At 71.0% G+C, this 17,762-nt stretch carries 13 protein-coding genes; 3 read left to right on the top strand and 10 right to left on the bottom strand.

Annotated elements, in window-relative coordinates; translation table 11 throughout:
- Positions 1 to 4: 4 nt before the first annotated feature.
- Entirely contained in the window at positions 5 to 2,038 is a 2,034-nt protein-coding gene (gene uvrB, locus KSP35_RS02280) for an excinuclease ABC subunit UvrB (protein ID WP_216998627.1), read from the bottom strand.
- 713 nt (positions 2,039 to 2,751) lie between these two features.
- On the opposite strand from uvrB, the gene KSP35_RS02275 reads away from it, so the two are divergent.
- Positions 2,752 to 4,254 (top strand): hypothetical protein, encoded by a 1,503-nt coding sequence (locus KSP35_RS02275; RefSeq protein WP_216998626.1) that lies wholly within the window; start codon positions 2,752 to 2,754, stop codon positions 4,252 to 4,254.
- A 157-nt stretch (positions 4,255 to 4,411) separates the two neighbouring features.
- On the opposite strand, the gene coaE is transcribed toward KSP35_RS02275, so the two are convergent.
- The gene (gene coaE, locus KSP35_RS02270; RefSeq protein WP_216998625.1) at positions 4,412 to 4,963 is read right to left on the bottom strand and encodes a dephospho-CoA kinase; all 552 of its coding nucleotides are present in this window, start codon (positions 4,961 to 4,963) and stop codon (positions 4,412 to 4,414) included.
- A gap of 123 nt (positions 4,964 to 5,086) precedes the next feature.
- Between coaE and KSP35_RS02265 the strand changes: the two genes are divergently transcribed.
- Complete coding sequence (locus KSP35_RS02265) at positions 5,087 to 6,790, top strand: GAF domain-containing sensor histidine kinase (protein WP_216998624.1); 1,704 nt, start codon at positions 5,087 to 5,089, stop codon at positions 6,788 to 6,790.
- A 135-nt stretch (positions 6,791 to 6,925) separates the two neighbouring features.
- Entirely contained in the window at positions 6,926 to 7,573 is a 648-nt protein-coding gene (locus KSP35_RS02260; protein WP_216998623.1) for a response regulator transcription factor, read from the top strand.
- A gap of 103 nt (positions 7,574 to 7,676) precedes the next feature.
- Here the strand turns inward: KSP35_RS02260 and KSP35_RS02255 are convergent, their stop codons facing one another.
- From KSP35_RS02255 to rpsA, 8 genes are all read right to left on the bottom strand, one after another.
- Positions 7,677 to 7,889 carry a Flp family type IVb pilin gene (locus KSP35_RS02255; protein ID WP_216998622.1) on the bottom strand — a complete coding sequence of 71 codons (213 nt, stop codon included), beginning with the start codon at positions 7,887 to 7,889 and terminating at the stop codon, positions 7,677 to 7,679.
- A gap of 86 nt (positions 7,890 to 7,975) precedes the next feature.
- Complete coding sequence (locus KSP35_RS02250) at positions 7,976 to 9,469, bottom strand: hypothetical protein (protein WP_216998621.1); 1,494 nt, start codon at positions 9,467 to 9,469, stop codon at positions 7,976 to 7,978.
- A 22-nt stretch (positions 9,470 to 9,491) separates the two neighbouring features.
- Positions 9,492 to 10,403 carry a type II secretion system F family protein gene (locus KSP35_RS02245; protein WP_216998620.1) on the bottom strand — a complete coding sequence of 304 codons (912 nt, stop codon included), beginning with the start codon at positions 10,401 to 10,403 and terminating at the stop codon, positions 9,492 to 9,494.
- A gap of 7 nt (positions 10,404 to 10,410) precedes the next feature.
- The gene (locus tag KSP35_RS02240; protein ID WP_216998619.1) at positions 10,411 to 12,354 is read right to left on the bottom strand and encodes a type II secretion system F family protein; all 1,944 of its coding nucleotides are present in this window, start codon (positions 12,352 to 12,354) and stop codon (positions 10,411 to 10,413) included.
- Positions 12,348 to 13,721: a CpaF family protein gene (locus tag KSP35_RS02235; RefSeq protein ID WP_216998618.1), complete on the bottom strand. Its 1,374-nt coding sequence runs from the start codon at positions 13,719 to 13,721 to the stop codon at positions 12,348 to 12,350. Before KSP35_RS02235 ends, KSP35_RS02240 begins: the two co-directional genes overlap by 7 nt.
- 164 nt (positions 13,722 to 13,885) lie before the next feature.
- Positions 13,886 to 15,079, bottom strand: a complete 1,194-nt coding sequence (locus KSP35_RS02230; protein WP_216998617.1) for a P-loop NTPase — start codon at positions 15,077 to 15,079, stop codon at positions 13,886 to 13,888.
- A 122-nt stretch (positions 15,080 to 15,201) separates the two neighbouring features.
- The gene (gene cpaB / locus KSP35_RS02225; RefSeq protein WP_216998616.1) at positions 15,202 to 16,074 is read right to left on the bottom strand and encodes a Flp pilus assembly protein CpaB; all 873 of its coding nucleotides are present in this window, start codon (positions 16,072 to 16,074) and stop codon (positions 15,202 to 15,204) included.
- 177 nt (positions 16,075 to 16,251) lie between these two features.
- A complete protein-coding gene (gene rpsA, locus KSP35_RS02220) occupies positions 16,252 to 17,637 on the bottom strand; it encodes a 30S ribosomal protein S1 (protein ID WP_371748942.1) in 1,386 nt (461 codons plus the stop codon).
- Positions 17,638 to 17,762 lie beyond the last annotated feature (125 nt).

The raw sequence follows: 17,762 nt of genomic DNA, 5'->3' as shown, positions 1-17,762 counted from the left end.
ACCGCTACTGGACCTGGTGGAGCTCCCGCCGCAGGTCCTTGATCTCGTCGCGGAGCCGGGCGGCGTACTCGAAGCGGAGGTCCTGCGACGCCTCCGACATCTCCTCCTCGAGGGTGTGGATCAGCCGGGCCAGCTCGTCGCCGGGGAGCTCGGCCAGCTCCATGCGGCGCTTGCGATCGAGGTCGCTGTCGCGCCGGTTGCCCTTCCCGGGGATCGGCGCGGTGGTGGACGGCCGGAGGAAGTCGAGGATGTCGGTGACCGCCTTGCGCACCGACTGCGGGTCGATCCCGTGCTCGGCGTTGTAGGCCTGCTGCAGACCTCGGCGGCGGTTCGTCTCCGAGATGGCCCGCTGCATGGAGTTGGTCATCTTGTCGGCGTACATGATCACCTGGCCGTCGACGTTCCGGGCGGCCCGGCCGATGGTCTGGATCAGCGAGGTCTCGCTGCGGAGGAAGCCCTCCTTGTCGGCGTCCAGGATGGCCACCAGCGACACCTCCGGCAGGTCGAGGCCCTCCCGCAGGAGGTTGATGCCCACCAGCACGTCGAACTCGCCGAGGCGCAGGTCCCGGAGGATCTCGATGCGCTGGATGGTGTCGACCTCGGAGTGGAGGTAGCGGACCTTCACGCCCAGCTCGAGGAGGTAGTCGGTGAGGTCCTCCGACATCTTCTTGGTGAGCGTGGTCACCAGCACCCGGTCCCCCTTGGTGACCCGGGCGTTGATCTGCTCGAGCAGGTCGTCGATCTGGCCCTTGGTGGGCTTGAGCACGATCTCGGGATCGATGAGGCCGGTGGGCCGGACCACCTGCTCCACCACGTTGGTGGACACCTGGAGCTCGAACGGGCCCGGCGTGGCCGACAGGAACACCACCTGGCCGATGCGCTCCATGACCTCCTCGAACCGCAGCGGGCGGTTGTCGGCCGCCGACGGCAGGCGGAAGCCGTGCTCGATCAGCTGCTCCTTGCGGGACCGGTCGCCCTCGTACTGGCCGTTGAGCTGCGGCACCGTCTGGTGGCTCTCGTCCATCACGACGACGAAGTCCTTGGGGAAGTAGTCGAGGAGCGTGAACGGCGGCTCGCCGGGGCCGCGCCCGTCGAGCGGGGCCGAGTAGTTCTCGATCCCGTTGCAGAAGCCCATCTCCTGCATCATCTCGAGGTCGTACTGGGTGCGCATCCGCAGGCGCTGGGCCTCCAGCAGCTTGCCCTCGGCCTCGAACTGGGCCAGGCGCTGCTGCAGCTCCGCCTCGATCCGGGTGATGGCGGCCTGCAGCCGCTCCTCCCCCGTGACGTAGTGCGTGGCCGACAGCAGCGAGAAGTCCTCGACGGCGCGCAGCGTCTCGCCCGTGAGCGGGTCGAAGATCACCAGGCGCTCGATCTCGTCGCCGAACAGCTCGATGCGCACGCACGTCTCGTCGTACGCCGGGTGCAGCTCGATGGTGTCGCCCCGGACCCGGAACTTGCCCCGCGTGAGGTTGAGGTCGTTGCGGTCGTAGCGCATGTCGATGAGCTTGCCGAGCAGCTGGCGCTGGTCGATCTCCTCGCCCACGTTCAGGGTGAGGAGGTGCTCCCGGTAGGAGTCCGGCGAGCCGAGGCCGTAGATGCAGGAGACCGAGGCCACCACGATGGTGTCCCGCCGGGTGAGCAGCGAGGCGGTGGTGGAGTGCCGGAGGCGCTCGATCTCGTCGTTCACCGACGAGTCCTTCTCGATGTAGGTGTCCGACGAGGCCATGTAGGCCTCGGGTTGGTAGTAGTCGTAGTAGCTGACGAAGTACTCGACCCGGTTCTTCGGGAAGAACTCCTTGAACTCGTTGGCCAGCTGGGCGGCCAGGGACTTGTTGGGCGCCAGGACCAGCGTGGGCCGCTGCATCTGCTCGATCGTCCACGCCATGGTGGCGCTCTTGCCCGAGCCGGTGATGCCGAGCAGCGTCTGGTAGCGCTCCCCGCCCTCGATCCCCTCGGCCAGCGAGGCGATGGCCTTGGGCTGGTCTCCCGCCGGGCCGAACGGTGAGACGACCTCGAACGGGACGTTGGTCAGGGCCATCGTCGCAGTGTACGGACCCCCTCTGACAGAACCGCCGGCCCCGCCGCTCCGACCCGGGCCCAGGCGCGGGGCAGGGACGGGCCACGGTCTCGAGCCCGAGTTGGGAGGACCTGCAGGCGCTCGCCTTCCTGCCGGCTTCTGGACCGTTCGCGGATCCGGTGGGCCGGAGCGGCGCTGCTGGGCGTGGGGCTCGTGGACGGTTCGGGGCGACCAAAGGCGCGCTGGCCCGCTCTGGTCGCCCCTCGGGCTTCGTTGGACCCGACCCTGCGACCAAAGACCGCCCAACCCGCTCTGGTCGCCCTTCGGGCTTCGTCGGACCCGACCCTGCGACCAAACACCGCCCGACCCGCTCTGGTCGCCCTTCGGGCTTCGTCGGACCCGACCCTGCGACCAAAGACCGCCAGACCCGCTCTGGTCGCGCCTCCGCCGCCCCCACGTCGAGGCGCGTGCCCCGTTGCCCATCGCGCTCGACGCGGGACATCGCCCCACCGGTTCCCGGCCGCCGCACCCCCATGCACCCCTCGGGCCCAACCTGCGACCGAACGCCGCCTGGCTCCTCCGGGCGCGCCACGAGTTGCTCGGGGGCCGCACAGCACACCAGAGGCCTGACCGGTGCTCTGGTCGTAGGCGGCGCTCCTGCGAGGCGGCACCGGAACCACCGAAGGACCTGGAACAGCGCCAAAAGTGTCACACCCCCTTGCTGGACTCCGGTCATGCCCAACACCGAACGCCTGCGAGCCCGAGCCGCCGTGCAGCACGCGCTGCTGACCCGGGGCGACCTCGACGAGCTCGGCACCACACCGGGCCAGCGCCGCGGCTTGATCGCCCGCGGGGAGCTGGTCCGGATCGCGCCGCGGCTCCACCGGATCGGTGGAGCACCGGAGACCGCGCACCAGGCCGTCCTCGCTGCTTGCCTCGATGCGGGCGGCGTGGCGGCCGGTCCGTCCGCGGCGTGGCTGCACCGCCTCGACGGGTTCGGCCCCGGCGACCCGCCGACCGTGCTGGTCCGTCGACCGGTCCAACGGCGGCGATCGCTGCTCGCCGAGGTGCACTCCACCCGCTGGCTTCCCGACGAGGACGTGCTCGTGGTCCAGGGCATCCCGTGCCTCAACCTCGCCCGGACCTTCGCGTCGCTGGCCGCACGGGTCCCCGACCGCCTCGGCATCGACGTGCTCGCCGGCGCAGTCGAACAGGCGGTGACCGAGCGCAAGGCGTCGGAGCGGTGGTTGCGCTGGCACCTCGAGCGCCTCCGGGCCTCGGGTCGAGACGGCGTCGCGGCGTACGACGAGGTGTTGGCCGAGCGCGCAGGAGGCGCGGTCACGGAGAGCTGGCTCGAGCGCGAGACGATCGTTCGCCTACGCGGCGCCGGGCTCCCGTTGCCGGACTGCCAGGTGCGCATCCCGGCGGAGGGCGGCTTCGTGGCCCGGGTCGACTTCACGTACCTCACCGGTGACGTCGTCATGGAGGTGAGCGGGTACCGCTGGCACCGAACTTCGAGCCCAGATGGCCAACGACCTTGCCCGTCGTCGTCGGCTCACCCTCGCCGGCAAGCGGGTCCTCGAAGTTCACCCACGACGACATCGTCCACCACCCGTACCGGTTGGTGGCTGACGTCACCGCCGCCTTGGGCCTGCGCAGCGCCGCCTGACGAACCCCGTCGGGCCCGCCCGAGCTCGACCGCAACCGAGCACCCCGTCGGCCCGCGCTTGGCCCGCGCTCGAGAGCAGCCGACGAGGGCGACGAGCACCGGACGCATCTGCCGCACCGACCGCCGTGCCGCGGGCGGCGACCGAGCACGGCCGGGGCTCGATCCACCGGCGCGCTCGGTCTGCGCCCCCGCGCCCCGTGCGACCAAAGCCCCGCCGACGACTCCGGCCGCCCCAAGGGCCGACCACCGACCAGCGTCGCAACCAGAGGTCCAGCGGAAGCGTCTGGTCGCACGACCGGATGCGAGACGGGACCACCGAAAACCGCATCTGCGACGAAAGCCTGGCCGACGGCCTTGGTCCCCGCAGGCGTCGTCGAGCGACCAGCAGCGCGACCAAAGCTCGATCCGCAGCATTGGTCGCAGGGGTCGCACACGAAGTGCCATGGAACCGCTCGCGCAACCAAAACCGCCGCCAGCAACTCTGGTCGCAACGACGGGCAGTCCTGAACCGCTCGCGCAACCAAAACCGCCCGCCAGCAACTCCGGTCGCAACGACGGGCAGTCCTGAACCGCTCGCGCAACCAAAACCGCCCGCCAGCAACTCCGGTCGCAACGACGGGCAGTCCTGAACCGCTCGCGCAACCAAAACGGCCGCCAGCAACTTTGGTCGCGGACCCTGGCACACAGACGGCGACCGCACCGCCGGCCCGCCGCTCGGACCGGCGTCAGGGGCGGGGCAGCGACTCGATCCAGGTCCAGGTGGCGTCGACGGCGGCGTCGAGCTGCTCGGGGGTGCCGGCGTTGTCGATGACGCGGTCGGCCTTGGCGAGCCGGTCGGCGCGGCTGGCCTGGCGGGCGATGCGGGCGCGGGCGTCGTCCTCCCGGAAGCCCCGGTGCGCCACGAGGCGCTCGATGGCCAGCTCGGGGTCGACGTCGACCACGAGCAGGGCGGCGAGGTCGTCGCGCCCGGACTCCACCAGCAGCGGCACGTCGAGGACCACCACGTGGTCGGTGGCGGCCTCGGCCTCCAACCGGCGGGCGATCTCGGCGCCCACCGCCGGGTGCACGATGGCGTTCAGGGCGGCGAGCGCCTCGCCGTCGGTGAAGACGAGGTCGGCCACGGCCTGGCGGTCGAGGGCGCCGTCGGGCCCGACGATGCCGGGGCCGAACCGCTCGACCATGGCCAGGAACACGGGCTGGCCCGGCTCCTGGACCTCGCGGACGATGGCGTCGGCGTCGATCACGACGGCGCCGTGGGTGGCCAGGCGCGCCGACACCGACGACTTCCCCGACCCGATCCCCCCCGGTGAGCCCGATCAGCAACATGGGCCGAACCGTAGGCGCCCGGGCCCGCCCCGATCCCCACCGGCCACGCGCCGATGGTCGTAACCTGCTGTCCCATGGCGATCGCCCCCACCGCCGCCAGCCCCGGGGCCCGCCGGGCCCTCGGCCCGCTCGACGCCGAGCTCGGGCGCACCAGCCACGACCAGGTGGCCACCTTCCGGCCGGCCATCCTCGGCATCCGCGGCGGCACCACCGCCATCTCGGTCGCCCTCGCCGCCCCGTCGTTCGCCAACAAGGAGTGGTGGATCGTCGGCTGGTGCGCGGTGGTGGTGGGCTACAACGTCTTCCGCATCGTCCAGCCGCTGCGCTACATCGACGACACCGCCAGCCTGGTGCGGGTCATCGTCGAGGTCGCGCTGCACGTGATCGTGGTGGCCGCCACCGGCTACTGGGACTCGCCGTTCGTCTTCGCCCTCATCACCGCGGTGATGGTGGCGGGCTTCGCGCGTGGCTTCGCCTTCGCCCTCCGCGTCAGCATCGCCTCGGCGCTGTGCGTCGCCATCCCCTTCCTCGTCTCCCACGGCGCCGGGGTCCAGGACCTGCGGACCGCCACCCAGTGGACCGTCGAGCTGATCCTGGTGGCGCTCATCGCCGGCTACGCCCGGCGGGTCACCGGCGAGGCCGACCGCCAGCACACGCTGGCCCTCGACCGGTTGGGCCGGCTGGCCGACGCCAACCTCCTGCTCTACTCCCTGCACCGCGTGGCGCAGACGCTCCCGGCTTCGCTCGACCTCGAAGAGGCGCTCGACACCACCATCAGCCGGCTGCGGGACCTGTTCGACAGCGACGGCATCACCCTGCTGGTCCTCGACGAGACCGACGGGACCTGGGTGGTGTCGCGGTTCGACGGCCCCCGACCGGCGCCCTCCTACGCCACCAGCGAGCTGCCCACGCCACTCGCCGAGGCGATCAGCCTCAAGCACCCGGTGATGGTGTCGGAGCTCCTCGTCGACGGCCCGGGCATGTCGGTGGAGATGGCCTCGGGCCTCTACGCCGCCCTACCCGCCCGGGACTCCACGGTCGGGCTGGTGGCGCTGGAGCACCGCGACGCCCACCACTTCCGGCTGCGGGACCAGGAGCTGCTCGACGGGTTCGTCGAGCCGGCGGCGCTGGCCATCGACAACGCCCGCTGGTTCGGCCGCCTGCGCACCGTGGGGGCCGACGAGGAGCGCACCCGCATCGCCCGCGACCTCCACGACCGGATCGGCCAGTCGCTCGCGTACCTGGCCTTCGAGCTGGACCGCATCGTCAAGGCCGACGCCAAGGGCGACTCGGTCACCAAGCAGCTCGACCACCTGCGCAGCGACGTGCGCAGCGTGGTGGGCGAGGTCCGCGACACGCTCTACGACCTCCGCACCGACGTCACCGACTCCCAGGACGTCACGTTGATCCTCCAGGGCTTCCTCGACCGGGTGGAGGCGCGCAGCGGCCTCGAGACCCGCCTCGACACCCGGGTGTCGGGCCGCCTCCCGCTCCTCCAGGAGCGCGAGCTCTGGCGCATCGCCCAGGAGGCGGTCACCAACGTCGAGCGCCACGCCAAGGCGAGCCGGGTGGTGGTCACCTGGCAGAGCGATGGCCGCCACGCCATCCTGCTGGTGGCCGACGACGGCGTCGGGTTCCCCGAGGGTCGGGCCGGGCGCCTCGACAGCTACGGCATCCTCGGCATGCGCGAGCGCGCCGCGAGCATCGGCGCCTCGCTCGACGTGGCCGGCAAGCCCGGCGCCGGGACCACCGTCCGGTGCGAGATCCGCGTCGTCTGACCGCCCTCGCCGCGGCGCCCGAGCCCGACGAACCGCACCTACCGCCCCTTCCCGACATCGCGCCCATTTAGCCCACCCTGTGCGAGGATGGCCCGGCCTCGGGACCAGCCCGAGCCGCCGAGAGAGGGAGTCCCCGTGGCAGTCCGCCTGATGCTCGCCGACGACCACCGCATGTTGCGGGAGGGCCTGCGCCGCAGCCTCTCGGAAGAGGGCTTCGAGGTGGTGGGCGAGGCGGCCGACGGCGACGAAGCCGTGCGGCTGGCCTCCGAGCTGCGGCCCGACGTGGTCCTGATGGACGTCACGATGCCCGACGTCGACGGCGTCGAGGCCACCCGGCGCCTCCAGCGCCTGCACCCGGAGATCCGCGTGGTCATGCTCACCATGCACGCCGACGAGGGCGTGATCGCCGACGCGCTGCGGGCCGGTGCGGTGGGCTACCTCGTGAAGGACTGCTCCACCGACGAGATCGCCGATGCCATCCGCATGGCCGCCAGCGACGACGCCGCCCTCTCCCCCGCGCTGGCCGGCGCCATGCTCGACGAGGTCCGCCGCATCGACCCCGAGCCGGCCGACGAGTCGGACCGGGTGGTGACCAAGCGCGAGGTGGAGGTGCTGCAGCTCATCGCGGACGGCTGCTCCACCCCCGAGGTGGCCGAGCAGCTGTTCATCAGCCAGAAGACGGTGAAGAACCACCTGGCGTCGATCTACCACAAGCTCGACGCCCGGGACCGCACGCAGGCGGTGCTCCAGGCCGTGCGCATGGGCATCGTCCGCCTGAGCTGACCTGACCGGGCCGATCGACCGGCCCGGACGCGAAGGAGAGGCGGCACCCGGGGGCCCACCTCTCCGTTCGTCCCTCCACCCCGCGCAAGCGGGAGGTCTTGGCCTAGTGGCAGTTGGCCGGCAGGGCCTGGCCGTTGTAGGCCGCCGAGATGCAGTCCTTGGACTTGCCGTAGCCGCCGCTGTTCGACTCGCCGAAGAAGGCCACTGCGCTGAAGGCGACGACGGCGATGAGGGCCAGCAGGAGGGCGTACTCGATGAGCCCCGCACCTCGCTCGTCCTTGCGGAGCACGCCGGTGAACTTGGGATGGTTGTGCATGGCAGCGTCCTCCTGGGGGGGTACCTCTCCCTCACCATCGGCACTTCGGGCGACAGCCTCGATAGGCCATGCGAACCATTCCTGGCTCAGGGCTCGGGGACGGCCACCAGCCACTTCTCGTCGCGGTGGACGACCTTCCACCGCTCGGAGCGCTCGAGCCAGCGGCCGAGCGGCGTCCTGCGGTCCCACAGCACCGAGGTGGCCCGGGCCCGGTCCAGGACGGCCTGGAAGTGGCCGTCCTCGGCCAGGAGCTGCGTGTAGTCGCGGATCACCGGCAGCGGGTACATGTCGACGCGGTCGTCGATGTAGGTGCGGACCTGGTCGGGCCCGTACTCGTACTCGAGCCAGTTGCCCACGTAGTCGCGCGACACCACGCGGTCGTCGACGCCGAGCATGCCGCGGTGGCGCATCCACGCCGCCGCGTCCTCGGGGTACGGCGCCAGCGCGGTGTTGGGGCCGGCCACGCCCATCACGCCCACCAGCACGGCCAGCACGGCGACGGCGATGACGACCGGGCGGGCCAGCCGGGGCCGGCGGGTGCCGTCGATGGTGCCGAGGCCGTGGAGCGACGCGGCGAGGATCGGCGTCAGCACGATGCTGGCCTGGAGGATGTTGCGGGTGCTGGTGACCGCGGCCAGCCCGAAGACGACGGTGGGCAGGATCGAGCGCCACCGCCGGTCGCGCCACAGCACCAGGACGATGGTGAGCCCGAGCTGGATGGCGAAGAAGCGCTCGACGCCACGCTGCCAGTGCGGCGGCTCCCACTCGGCGATCCCCTTGAACGCCTCGCGGTTCGACAGCAGGTCGAGCGGGAACAGGAGCAGCTTCGGTCCCAGCGGGCCGAGGGCGCCCACCAGGGTGCCGAGCACCGCCCAGCCCAGGGCGCGCAGCTCCACCACGGGGCGCTCGCGGTCGTCGAGCCAGCGGCCGATGACGTAGAGCACGAGGATCCCGGCTCCGAACGGGAACGAGCCGTGGATGTTGACCCAGAGCCACATGACCGGCACCAGCCAGCGGGGGTCGAGCTCGCCCTCGGCGGCGACCAGGACGATGGCGAGGAAGAAGGCGCCGAAGAGCAGGGGCCGCTCCACCCAGAGGCCGGTCGACATCGACACCACCAGGCCGGCCACCAGGATGCGGGCCACCAAGCTGGTGCCCACCCGGCTCAGCCGCCAGAGCAGCAGGACCAGGCCCACGCAGAGCACGGCGTCGACGAGGCGGATGCCCACCAGGCCGACGGTGCGCTCGTTGAGGGCGTAGATCACGCTCGCCCCCCAGCTCTGCACCGTCCAGGCGTGGCCGTGGGCGCTGAAGGAGTAGGGGTCGGTGCGCGGGATGGCGTGGTCGTCGAGGATCAGCCGCCCGGTGGCGAGGTGGGTCAGGAAGCTGTTGTCGCCCAGCGGCGACAGGCCGATGCGGAGCCCGACCGCCACCAGCAGCCAGAGGACGGCGGCCTCGACCGAGGGGTGGCGCCAGTCCCGACGGGGGCTCGGCGCCTCGTCGGCGGGGGTCGACGACCCCTCGTCACCCTCCCCCACGTCCGCCGTCGCCGCCCCGTCGCCCCTCAGCCCCACGTCCATGGACACCATGCTGGCCGACGGGTCAGAAGTTGTTGGTGATGTTGATGATGGCCGGGCCGATCACCACGATGAAGAGCGGGGGGAAGACGCAGAACACCATCGGGATCAGCATCTTCACGGGCGCCTTCTGGGCCTGCTCCTGCGCCATCTGGCGGCGCTTGATGCGCATCTCGTCGGCCTGGGCCCGGAGGACCCGGCCGATCGACACGCCGAAGGTGTCGGCCTGGAGGATGGCGAGCACGAAGGACCGGAGCTCGGCGACGTTGCACCGCTTCTCCATGGCCCGCATGGCGTTGGCGCGGGACGCCCCGGCGCGGGTCTCGCCCAGCATCCGGGCGAACTCCTGGGTGAGGGGCCCGGGCACGGCGCTGACGGTGCGGTCGAGCGCCTGCTCGAAGCCGAGGCCGGCCTCCACGCTGATGACCAGCAGGTCCAGCACGTCGGGCAGCTTCACCCGGATGTCGTGCTGGCGCTCGGCGATCTTGCGGTTGAGGGTGGCGTCGGGGCCGATGACGAGCACGGCGGAGAAGATGCCGGCCAGGGCGAAGCCCATGAGGCCGGACATGCCGAGCACGCCGAAGGTCACGATGAAGACCACGGGGACGAGGGCGACGGCCACCACCTTGAGGGCGATGAACCGGTCGACGGCGTCGACCGAGCCGTTGCCGCTGGAGATGAAGCGGTCGCGGACCTTCTCGACGTAGCCGTCCGGCGTGAACCGCGAGCCGATCTCGACCAGGCGCTCCATGATCGGGGCGACGGTGCGGGCGCTGACCGGCTTGAGCAGCTCCTGGTCGCGGACGTTGTCGACCTCGTAGCCGTCGAGCTGGCGGAGCGAGGCGCGGACGGTGGCCTTCTCGTCGGCGGCACCGAGGACGGTCCAGAGGCCGAGGCCGATGGCGCCGGCGAGCAGGGCGAGGGCGAGGGGGAACATGCGGGCCTCAGATCTCGATGGTGATGGTCTTCTTCATCCACACGAAACCGATGCAGATGGAGATGAAGGACACCCCGAGCAGGACGTTGCCCAGGAAGGTGTTGCCGAGCGGAGCCATGTACTCCGGGTTCGAGAGCCACATGAAGAGGCCCAGGCCGATCGGCAGGAGGCCGAGGATGATGGCGGAGATCTTGCCTTCGGCGGTGAGCGCCGCCACGTCCCGTCGGAGCCGGTCGCGGTGGACCATGGTGTCGGCCACCGTCATGAGGAGCTCGGACAGGTTGCCACCGACCTCCCGCTGGATGCGGACGGCCATGACGGCCCAGGCGAAGTCGGGGCTGGCCATGCGCTCGGCCACGGAGTCCATGGCGTCCTCGATCTCCCGGCCGAGGCGGGCCTCGGTGATGACCCGGCGCAGCTCCTTGCCCATGGGCTCCTCGACCTCTTGGGACACGGCCTCGACGCCCTGCATGAGGGAGTAGCCGGCCCGGAGGGAGCCCGACAGCAGGCCCAGCGTGTCGGGCAGCTGGCCGACGAAGGCCTTGCCCCGGCGCCCGGCGATGAAGGACAGGGCGGCCGGCGGGATGAGCGCTGCGATGATCAGGAGCACGAGGCCGCCGATCGGGCCGAACGAGACCAGGCCGAGCAGGCCGACCACCAGCACGCCGGCGGCGTAGAAGAAGAGGGCCTCGGCGGCACGGAGCGGGAGGTCCGCCCGCTCGAGCAGGTTCTCGACCTTCTCGAGCATCCCCTGGCGCTGGGCGAAGTCCTCGGTGATCTCCACCGCCCGCTGGAGGAGGGCGGTCTGGGCGAGGGCGCTGTCTCCTGCGTCGTCGGGCGACACGCCGCCCTCTTCGTAGGGGCGCAGCATCGCCGAGAGGCCGGTGTCGTTCTTGGTGGCCAGGGCGGCGATCGAGAAGGCGCCGAGGCCGGCGGCCAGGCCGATCAGGACCAGGGCGAGCAGGGCGCCGCCGGAGCTGCGCAGCCACTCGGGGCCGAAGGCCTTGTCGGCGGTGACGCTCTGGCCGGTGGCCGCGCCCTGGACGGACGAGCCGACCACGAACGAGGCCTGCTGCTCGACGCTGCCCACCGCGACGGACACGTTGACCGCGCCCTGGGTGGCCGTCGACGCATACGTCGCCACGTACTGGCTGCGCATGGTGGTGTCGACGGTGGTGAAGGCCTTGGCCACCTCGGCCTGGCTCGAGCCGGACACCAGCGTGCCGCCCGTGCGATCGATGATCGACTGGATGGCCTTGGTGTCGGTCTCGCCCTTGTGGGAGAGGTCCACCGCGAAGAGCGCGGCGCCGGAGCCCACGATCGACGCCCGGGCGGCGCCCAGGTCCGAGGTGGAGGCGTCGTCGCCGCCGTCGGTGACCAGGAGCACGTTGGGCTGCAGGCCGGGGCGGGACTCGAACAGGGTGGCGGCCTTGCGCAGGCCGTCGTAGAGCGCCGTCTTGCCGTCGCGAGGGGCGGCCAGCCCGTCGAGGGCGGCGTCGATCTGGCCCTGGTCGCTGGTGAAGCCGGTCTCGACGACGACCTCGTCGTTGAAGCCGACGACGGCCATCTGGTCGCCCTCGGGCAGGCCGGCGGCGATGGCCTCGACGCCGGACTTGGCCCGCGCCAGCGCACCGTCGTCGAGCATCGAGCCCGAGAGGTCGACGACCACGACGGTGCCCATGCGCTTGTCGGTCTTGCGCAGGTCGACCAGCGAGTCGACCTTCTTCACCGCACCGTCCTCGCGGATGGTGAGGCCCTCGAGATCGGTGGGCGTCCCGGTCCACAGGAACGTGACCCCGACGTGGGCCTTGTCGGTGGCGTCGATGCTGCGGACGGTGAGGAGGCCCTTGGCCTCCTGGGCGACTGCAGCGGGGGCGGCCGAGAGGGCCATCAGGCCGGCCACGAGGCCGGCGGCGCCGAGCAGGCGCAGGGTGCGGATGGGCTTCACCACGCACCTGCCGCCCGCTTGGCGAAGGCTTCCGGCTGGAAGACCTCCGGGCCGAGGCGGATGCCCTGGTCGGCCAGCTTCTCGGCGAACTTCGGGCGCACGCCGGTGGCCTTGAGGTGGCCCCGGAAGCGCCCGTGCTCGTCGACGCCCATGCCGAAGTCGAAGAGGAACACGTCCTGGGTGGTGATGACGTCGCCCTCCATGCCCTGGATCTCGGTGATGTGGGTGATGCGGCGGGTGCCGTCCCGGAGGCGGGTCAGCTGCACCACGCAGTCGATGGCCGAGGCCATCTGCTCGCGGATGGCCCGCACCGGCAGGTCGAAGCCGGCCATGAGGACCAGCGTCTCCAGGCGGGCGAGGGTGTCACGAGGGGTGTTGGCGTGGACGGTGGTCAGCGACCCGTCGTGGCCGGTGTTCATGGCCTGGAGCATGTCCAGGGCCTCGCCGGAACGGCACTCCCCGACCACGATCCGGTCGGGGCGCATGCGCAGGGAGTTCTTGACCAGGTCGCGGATGGTGATCTGGCCCTTGCCCTCGATGTTCGGGGGCCGGGCCTCCATGGCCAGCACGTGCTCCTGGTGGAGCTGGAGCTCCTTGGCGTCCTCCACGGTGACGATGCGCTCGTCAGCGGGGATGAACGACGACATCACGTTCAGCGCCGTCGTCTTGCCGGTGCCGGTGCCGCCGGAGATGATGATGTTCAGCTTGCCGACCACCATGGCCTGCAGGAAGCGGGCCGAGGCGGCGTTCAGGGTGCCGAACCGGATCAGGTCGTCGATCTGGTACGGGTCCTTGGAGAACTTCCGGATGGTGAGGAACGGGCCGCCGATGGCGAGGGGGTGGATCACCGCGTTGACGCGGGAGCCGTCGGGGAGGCGGGCGTCGCAGAGGGGCTGGGCCTCGTCGATGCGCCGGCCGACCTGGCCCACGATCTTGTCGATGATGCGCCGGAGGTGCATCTCGTCCACGAAGGTGGCGCCGGTCTTCTCGACCTTGCCGCTGCGCTCGGCGAACACCAAGTCGGGGCCGTTGACCATGACCTCGGTGACGTCGTCGTCCTTGAGCAGCCGGTCGATCGGCCCGTAGCCGAGGATGTCGTCGGAGACGTCCTGGATCAGCTGGGCCTTGTCCGACGCGGACAGCGGTGCCCGCTCCTGGGCCAGGGCCGACTGGAGCTGCTCCTGGACCCGGCGGCGGAGGTCGTCCTCGGTGAGCCGCTTGTCGTAGAGGATCGGCCCGAGCTCGTCGATCAGGTGGTGGTGGATCTTCTGCCGGAGCTCGTCCAGAACGGGGTCACGTCGCCTGGTGGCGACGGCACCCGGGCCAGAACCGTTGCCCTGCTGTTCGTGGAGGCGCTTGTAGAGGGACACACGGATCTATCGGCTCCGGTCCCCGGCCCTTGAGCGGATGGAGCGAGAACCGGGCCCGGACGCACGAGATGCGGCCCGAGGGCCGCATCCGGTGGAGACGTCGGAGGTGGAGGGTGCCGACCGGACCGGTCGGCGCAGCCGGTGGCGGCCGGGCGGAGCGGCGCTCAGCGCCGACCGCGGCGCTTGCCGGCCGGCGCTTCGATGAAGCGGTCGGCGAGCTGCTCGAGGCTCTTGGCGATGGCCGACCGGGGGGCGTCGAGCACCACGGGCGTGCCCTTGTTGACCGACTGCGGCACCACGATGTCGCTCGGGATCAGCGCGTCGGCCTTCACCTGCAGGGTGCGCTCGACCTCGCTCACCTCGAGCTTCACCTTGGAGTTGGCCCGGTTGAGGATCAGGTGGATCTTCTGCATGGGTGTGTTCAGCAGCCGCAGGGTCTGCAGGCCGATCTTCACGTTCTTGATGTTCGGGATGTCCATGCCGGCGACGAGCAGGACGTCGTCGCTGTCCTCGATGAGGCTGAGGACGACGTCGTTGAAGTACGCCGGCGTGTCGACGACCACGAACGAGCAGAACGAGCGCAGCAGGGCGATGATGTGGCTCATCTGGTCGGCCCCGACCTGGTCGGCGAACGCCGGCTCGAGCGGGGCGGGCAGGACCTTGAGCCCCGAGGGCTGGTGGGTGGCGAGCAGGCTCTCCAGGAAGCCGACGTCGAGGCGGTCGTAGGACCCGACGGCGTCGACGATGGTGTGCTGGGGGGCGAGCTTGAGCATCACGGCGATGTCGCCGAACTGCAGGTCGGCGTCGACCAGGCAGACCGGGCCCTCGGACCGCTGCGCCAGCAGCACGCCGAGGTTGGTGGCCAGCATCGACTTGCCGGCCCCGCCCTTGGTGGAGAAGACGGTGATGACCTGGCCGCCGGCACCCGGCTCGTCGTCGGCGTGGATGGTGGCCGGGCTCGACGGGCGGGGGGCCACCCCGACCAGGCTGGAGCTCACGCGGCGCACGGCTTCGTTGAGCTGGCCGGTGTCGACCGGGGCGCCGAGCACGTCGCGGACGCCGCTGCGGATGGCCCGCTGGAACAGGTCCGTCGACAGGTCGTCGGCGATGAGGATGGCCCCCACGTCGGGGCGGCGGCCGAGCAGGGCCTCGGCCCCGGCCATGCCCGGGATCCGGGCGCAGGACGGGCCGAGGACCAGCAGGAGCGGAGAGCCGGCGTAGCGCTCCTCGACCCCGTCGAGGACCTCGAGGGCCACGGCGCGCTCCCCCAGCTGCATGGCGAGCCGGCTCCGCACGGCGGGGTCGGGCTCGACCACCACCAGCGGAGCGCTCGGTTCAGAAGCAGGGAGGTTTGACATGGCTCCTGTCAGCGGCGCCGGGCGGTCGCCGGGCGCATCGTCTGCCCAAAGGTACTCGCTCATGGTGGGTGTCCGAACGTGGGAGGGGGGAGGGAGGGACCTGCGGTCGGACCGCCGACGGCTCAGTTCGAGCTCTCGGGCCCGTCCTTGCCGTAGGGCGTCAGCTGGCTGGGATCCTCGCCCGGCAGCAGGGCGTTGAGGTCGATCGGGTCCTGGGCGACGGGCTTGTAGTCCCGGGCCACCAGCACCAGGTACAGCTGCTCCGGCGGCACCGAGGCGATGTACTGGGCGGCCTTGGTGGGCACGATCACCGTGATCATCCCGGAGTTGGTCGCCGCTGCGGCGGCGGCGTCGGCCGCGGTGTCGGTGGTGGCGCCGGCCTCGGGCACCGCCGTCTGGCCGACGGCCAGCACCTCGACCTTCTGGTAGAGGAAGCGGGCCTGCTGGGCGAAGAGGCGATCACCGGACTCGTTGGAGGTGTCCGCGGAGGTGGCGCCGTCGCTCGTGTTGCCGACCTGGACCACCTGGGTGACCATGATGTTGACGAAGTCGCCGGGGGCGATGAGCCCGGCCACGCCGCGCACCTGGTCGAGGCTGATCGTGACGGCCACCTGGTCCTTGTTGCGGATCCGGGCCAGCTTCTCGCTGAACGACGCCCGGGCCGCCGGGTCGGAGGCGTCGACGAACATGTCGGCCACCACGACCTGGTTGGGCACCAGGTCGCTCACGGCGATCTTGCCGGTGATGTCCTCGATGTTGGTGATCGCGTTGCCCGGCTTGAACTTCCGGGGGATGTTCTCCTTGGCGATGTAGGCCTGGGCCTGCAGCCCGGGGGTCCCGCGGGGGACCGCCTGCTTGACCAGGTACACGGGCACCTGTTCGGCGTTGCTGTAGGCCTCGTCCTGGACGCCGTTGACGTAGTTCCACACGAGGAACGACGCGAGAGCACCGATGACGATTGCGGCGGCGAGGATGAGAGTCCGGCGTTGGCTCACCGTGGAACCCCTGACTGGAAACGACTGACCCCACGAGGGGCCGTCTGGCGACGGGTACCTTTCGGCCGTCGTTCCGGGCGGGCAAGGGTTTCAGGGGGGGGAATTTGTCCGCTTCCGGACGCGGACCGGCCCCGCCCGGAAGGGCGGGGCCGGTGCAAACCGTTGCTGGCGCTGGGCTCAGGCCTCGGCGTCGGCCTCCGGGGCCTCGGCGGCGGCGTCGTCGGCCGCAGCCTCGGCCGCCTCCTCGGCGACGACCTCGGTGGCCTCCTCGACGGCGGCTTCGCCCTCGGCCGCAGCCTCGGTGCCGGCCTCGAGGGCCTCGGGGTGCTCGGCGTAGTACTCGGCCCAGGCCTCCTGGGCCTCCGACGAGTCGCCGCCGATGTAGTTGCCCTCTTCGTCGTAGGCGTGCTCGCCGAAGTGCTCCTGGTACTCGGCGGACACGACGCCGCCCTCGGCGGCCTGCTTGATCGACAGGCTGATCCGGCGACGCTGGAGGTCGAGGTCGATGATCTTGACCCACAGCTCCTCGCCGGGGGTGACGACCTGCTCGGGGAGGTCGACGTGGTGCGCCGACATCTCCGAGATGTGGACCAGGCCCTCGATGCCGTCGCCCACCTGGACGAAGGAGCCGAAGGGCACCAGCTTGGTGACCCGGCCGTAGACCAGCTCGCCCACGCGGTGGCTGCCGGCGAACTCCTGCCACGGATCCTGCTGGGTGGCCTTGAGCGAGAGGCTGATGCGCTCCCGGTCGAGGTCGACCTCGAGCACCTGCACGGTGATCTCGTCGCCGACGGCCACGACGGAGCCGGGGTGGTCGACGTGCTTCCAGGACAGCTCGGACACGTGGACGAGGCCGTCCATGCCGCCGAGGTCGACGAAGGCGCCGAAGTTCACGACGCTCGACACCACGCCGGAGCGGATCTCGCCGGGCTTGAGGTTCTCGAGGAACTCCTCGCGCTGCTCCTTCTGGGTCTCCTCGAGCCAGGCACGGCGGGACAGGACCACGTTGTTGCGGTTCTTGTCGAGCTCGATGATCTTGGCCTCGAGGGTGCGGCCCACGTACGGGGCGAGGTCGCGCACCCGGCGGAGCTCCACCAGGGAGGCGGGGAGGAAGCCACGGAGGCCGATGTCGAGGATCAGGCCGCCCTTGACGACCTCGATCACCGGGCCGGACACGACGCCGTCCTCTTCCTTCTTCTTCTCGATGTCGCCCCACGCCCGCTCGTACTGCGCACGCTTCTTGGAGAGGACCAGACGGCCGTCCTTGTCCTCCTTGGTGAGGACCAGGGCCTCGATCTCGTCACCGAGCGACACGACCTCGGACGGGTCGACGTCGTTGCGGATGCTCAGCTCGCGGCTGGGGATCACGCCCTCGGACTTGTACCCGATGTCGAGCAGGACCTCGTCCTTGTCGACCTTGACGACGGTGCCCTCGACGATCTGGCCGTCCTCCACGGACACGAGCGTCCCGGAGATGGCCTCCTCGAAGCTGACGTCGAGGTCGTTGGCGATGATCTGTCGGGGTACGTAGGCCTCTTCGAGGTCCTGGTCGGGGGCGGTGATCGTCTGGTCGGACAAGGGAGGTTCTCTTCTCGGATGGATGGAGTAGGCGAAGCGTGCGGGATCGCACGCAGGGAAGCCACGAAGCTACCACCGCTCCCCCGCCCCGCTCCAGAGGAGGCACGGGC

It is taken from the genome of Aquihabitans sp. G128, from assembly GCF_019048865.1.
Classification (GTDB): Bacteria; Actinomycetota; Acidimicrobiia; order Acidimicrobiales; family Iamiaceae; genus Aquihabitans.
Note: the sequence above shows the minus strand (reverse complement) of the source record. Positions and strands in the feature narration are given on the sequence as shown.

Coding starts and splice junctions, on each gene's coding strand:
- uvrB (WP_216998627.1), bottom strand. CDS start 2,038: ATGGCCCTGACCAACGTCCCGTTCGAGGTCGTCTCACCGTTCGGCCCG.
- KSP35_RS02275 (WP_216998626.1), top strand. CDS start 2,752: ATGCCCAACACCGAACGCCTGCGAGCCCGAGCCGCCGTGCAGCACGCG.
- KSP35_RS02265 (WP_216998624.1), top strand. CDS start 5,087: ATGGCGATCGCCCCCACCGCCGCCAGCCCCGGGGCCCGCCGGGCCCTC.
- KSP35_RS02255 (WP_216998622.1), bottom strand. CDS start 7,889: ATGCACAACCATCCCAAGTTCACCGGCGTGCTCCGCAAGGACGAGCGA.
- KSP35_RS02250 (WP_216998621.1), bottom strand. CDS start 9,469: ATGGACGTGGGGCTGAGGGGCGACGGGGCGGCGACGGCGGACGTGGGG.
- KSP35_RS02245 (WP_216998620.1), bottom strand. CDS start 10,403: ATGTTCCCCCTCGCCCTCGCCCTGCTCGCCGGCGCCATCGGCCTCGGC.
- KSP35_RS02230 (WP_216998617.1), bottom strand. CDS start 15,079: ATGTCAAACCTCCCTGCTTCTGAACCGAGCGCTCCGCTGGTGGTGGTC.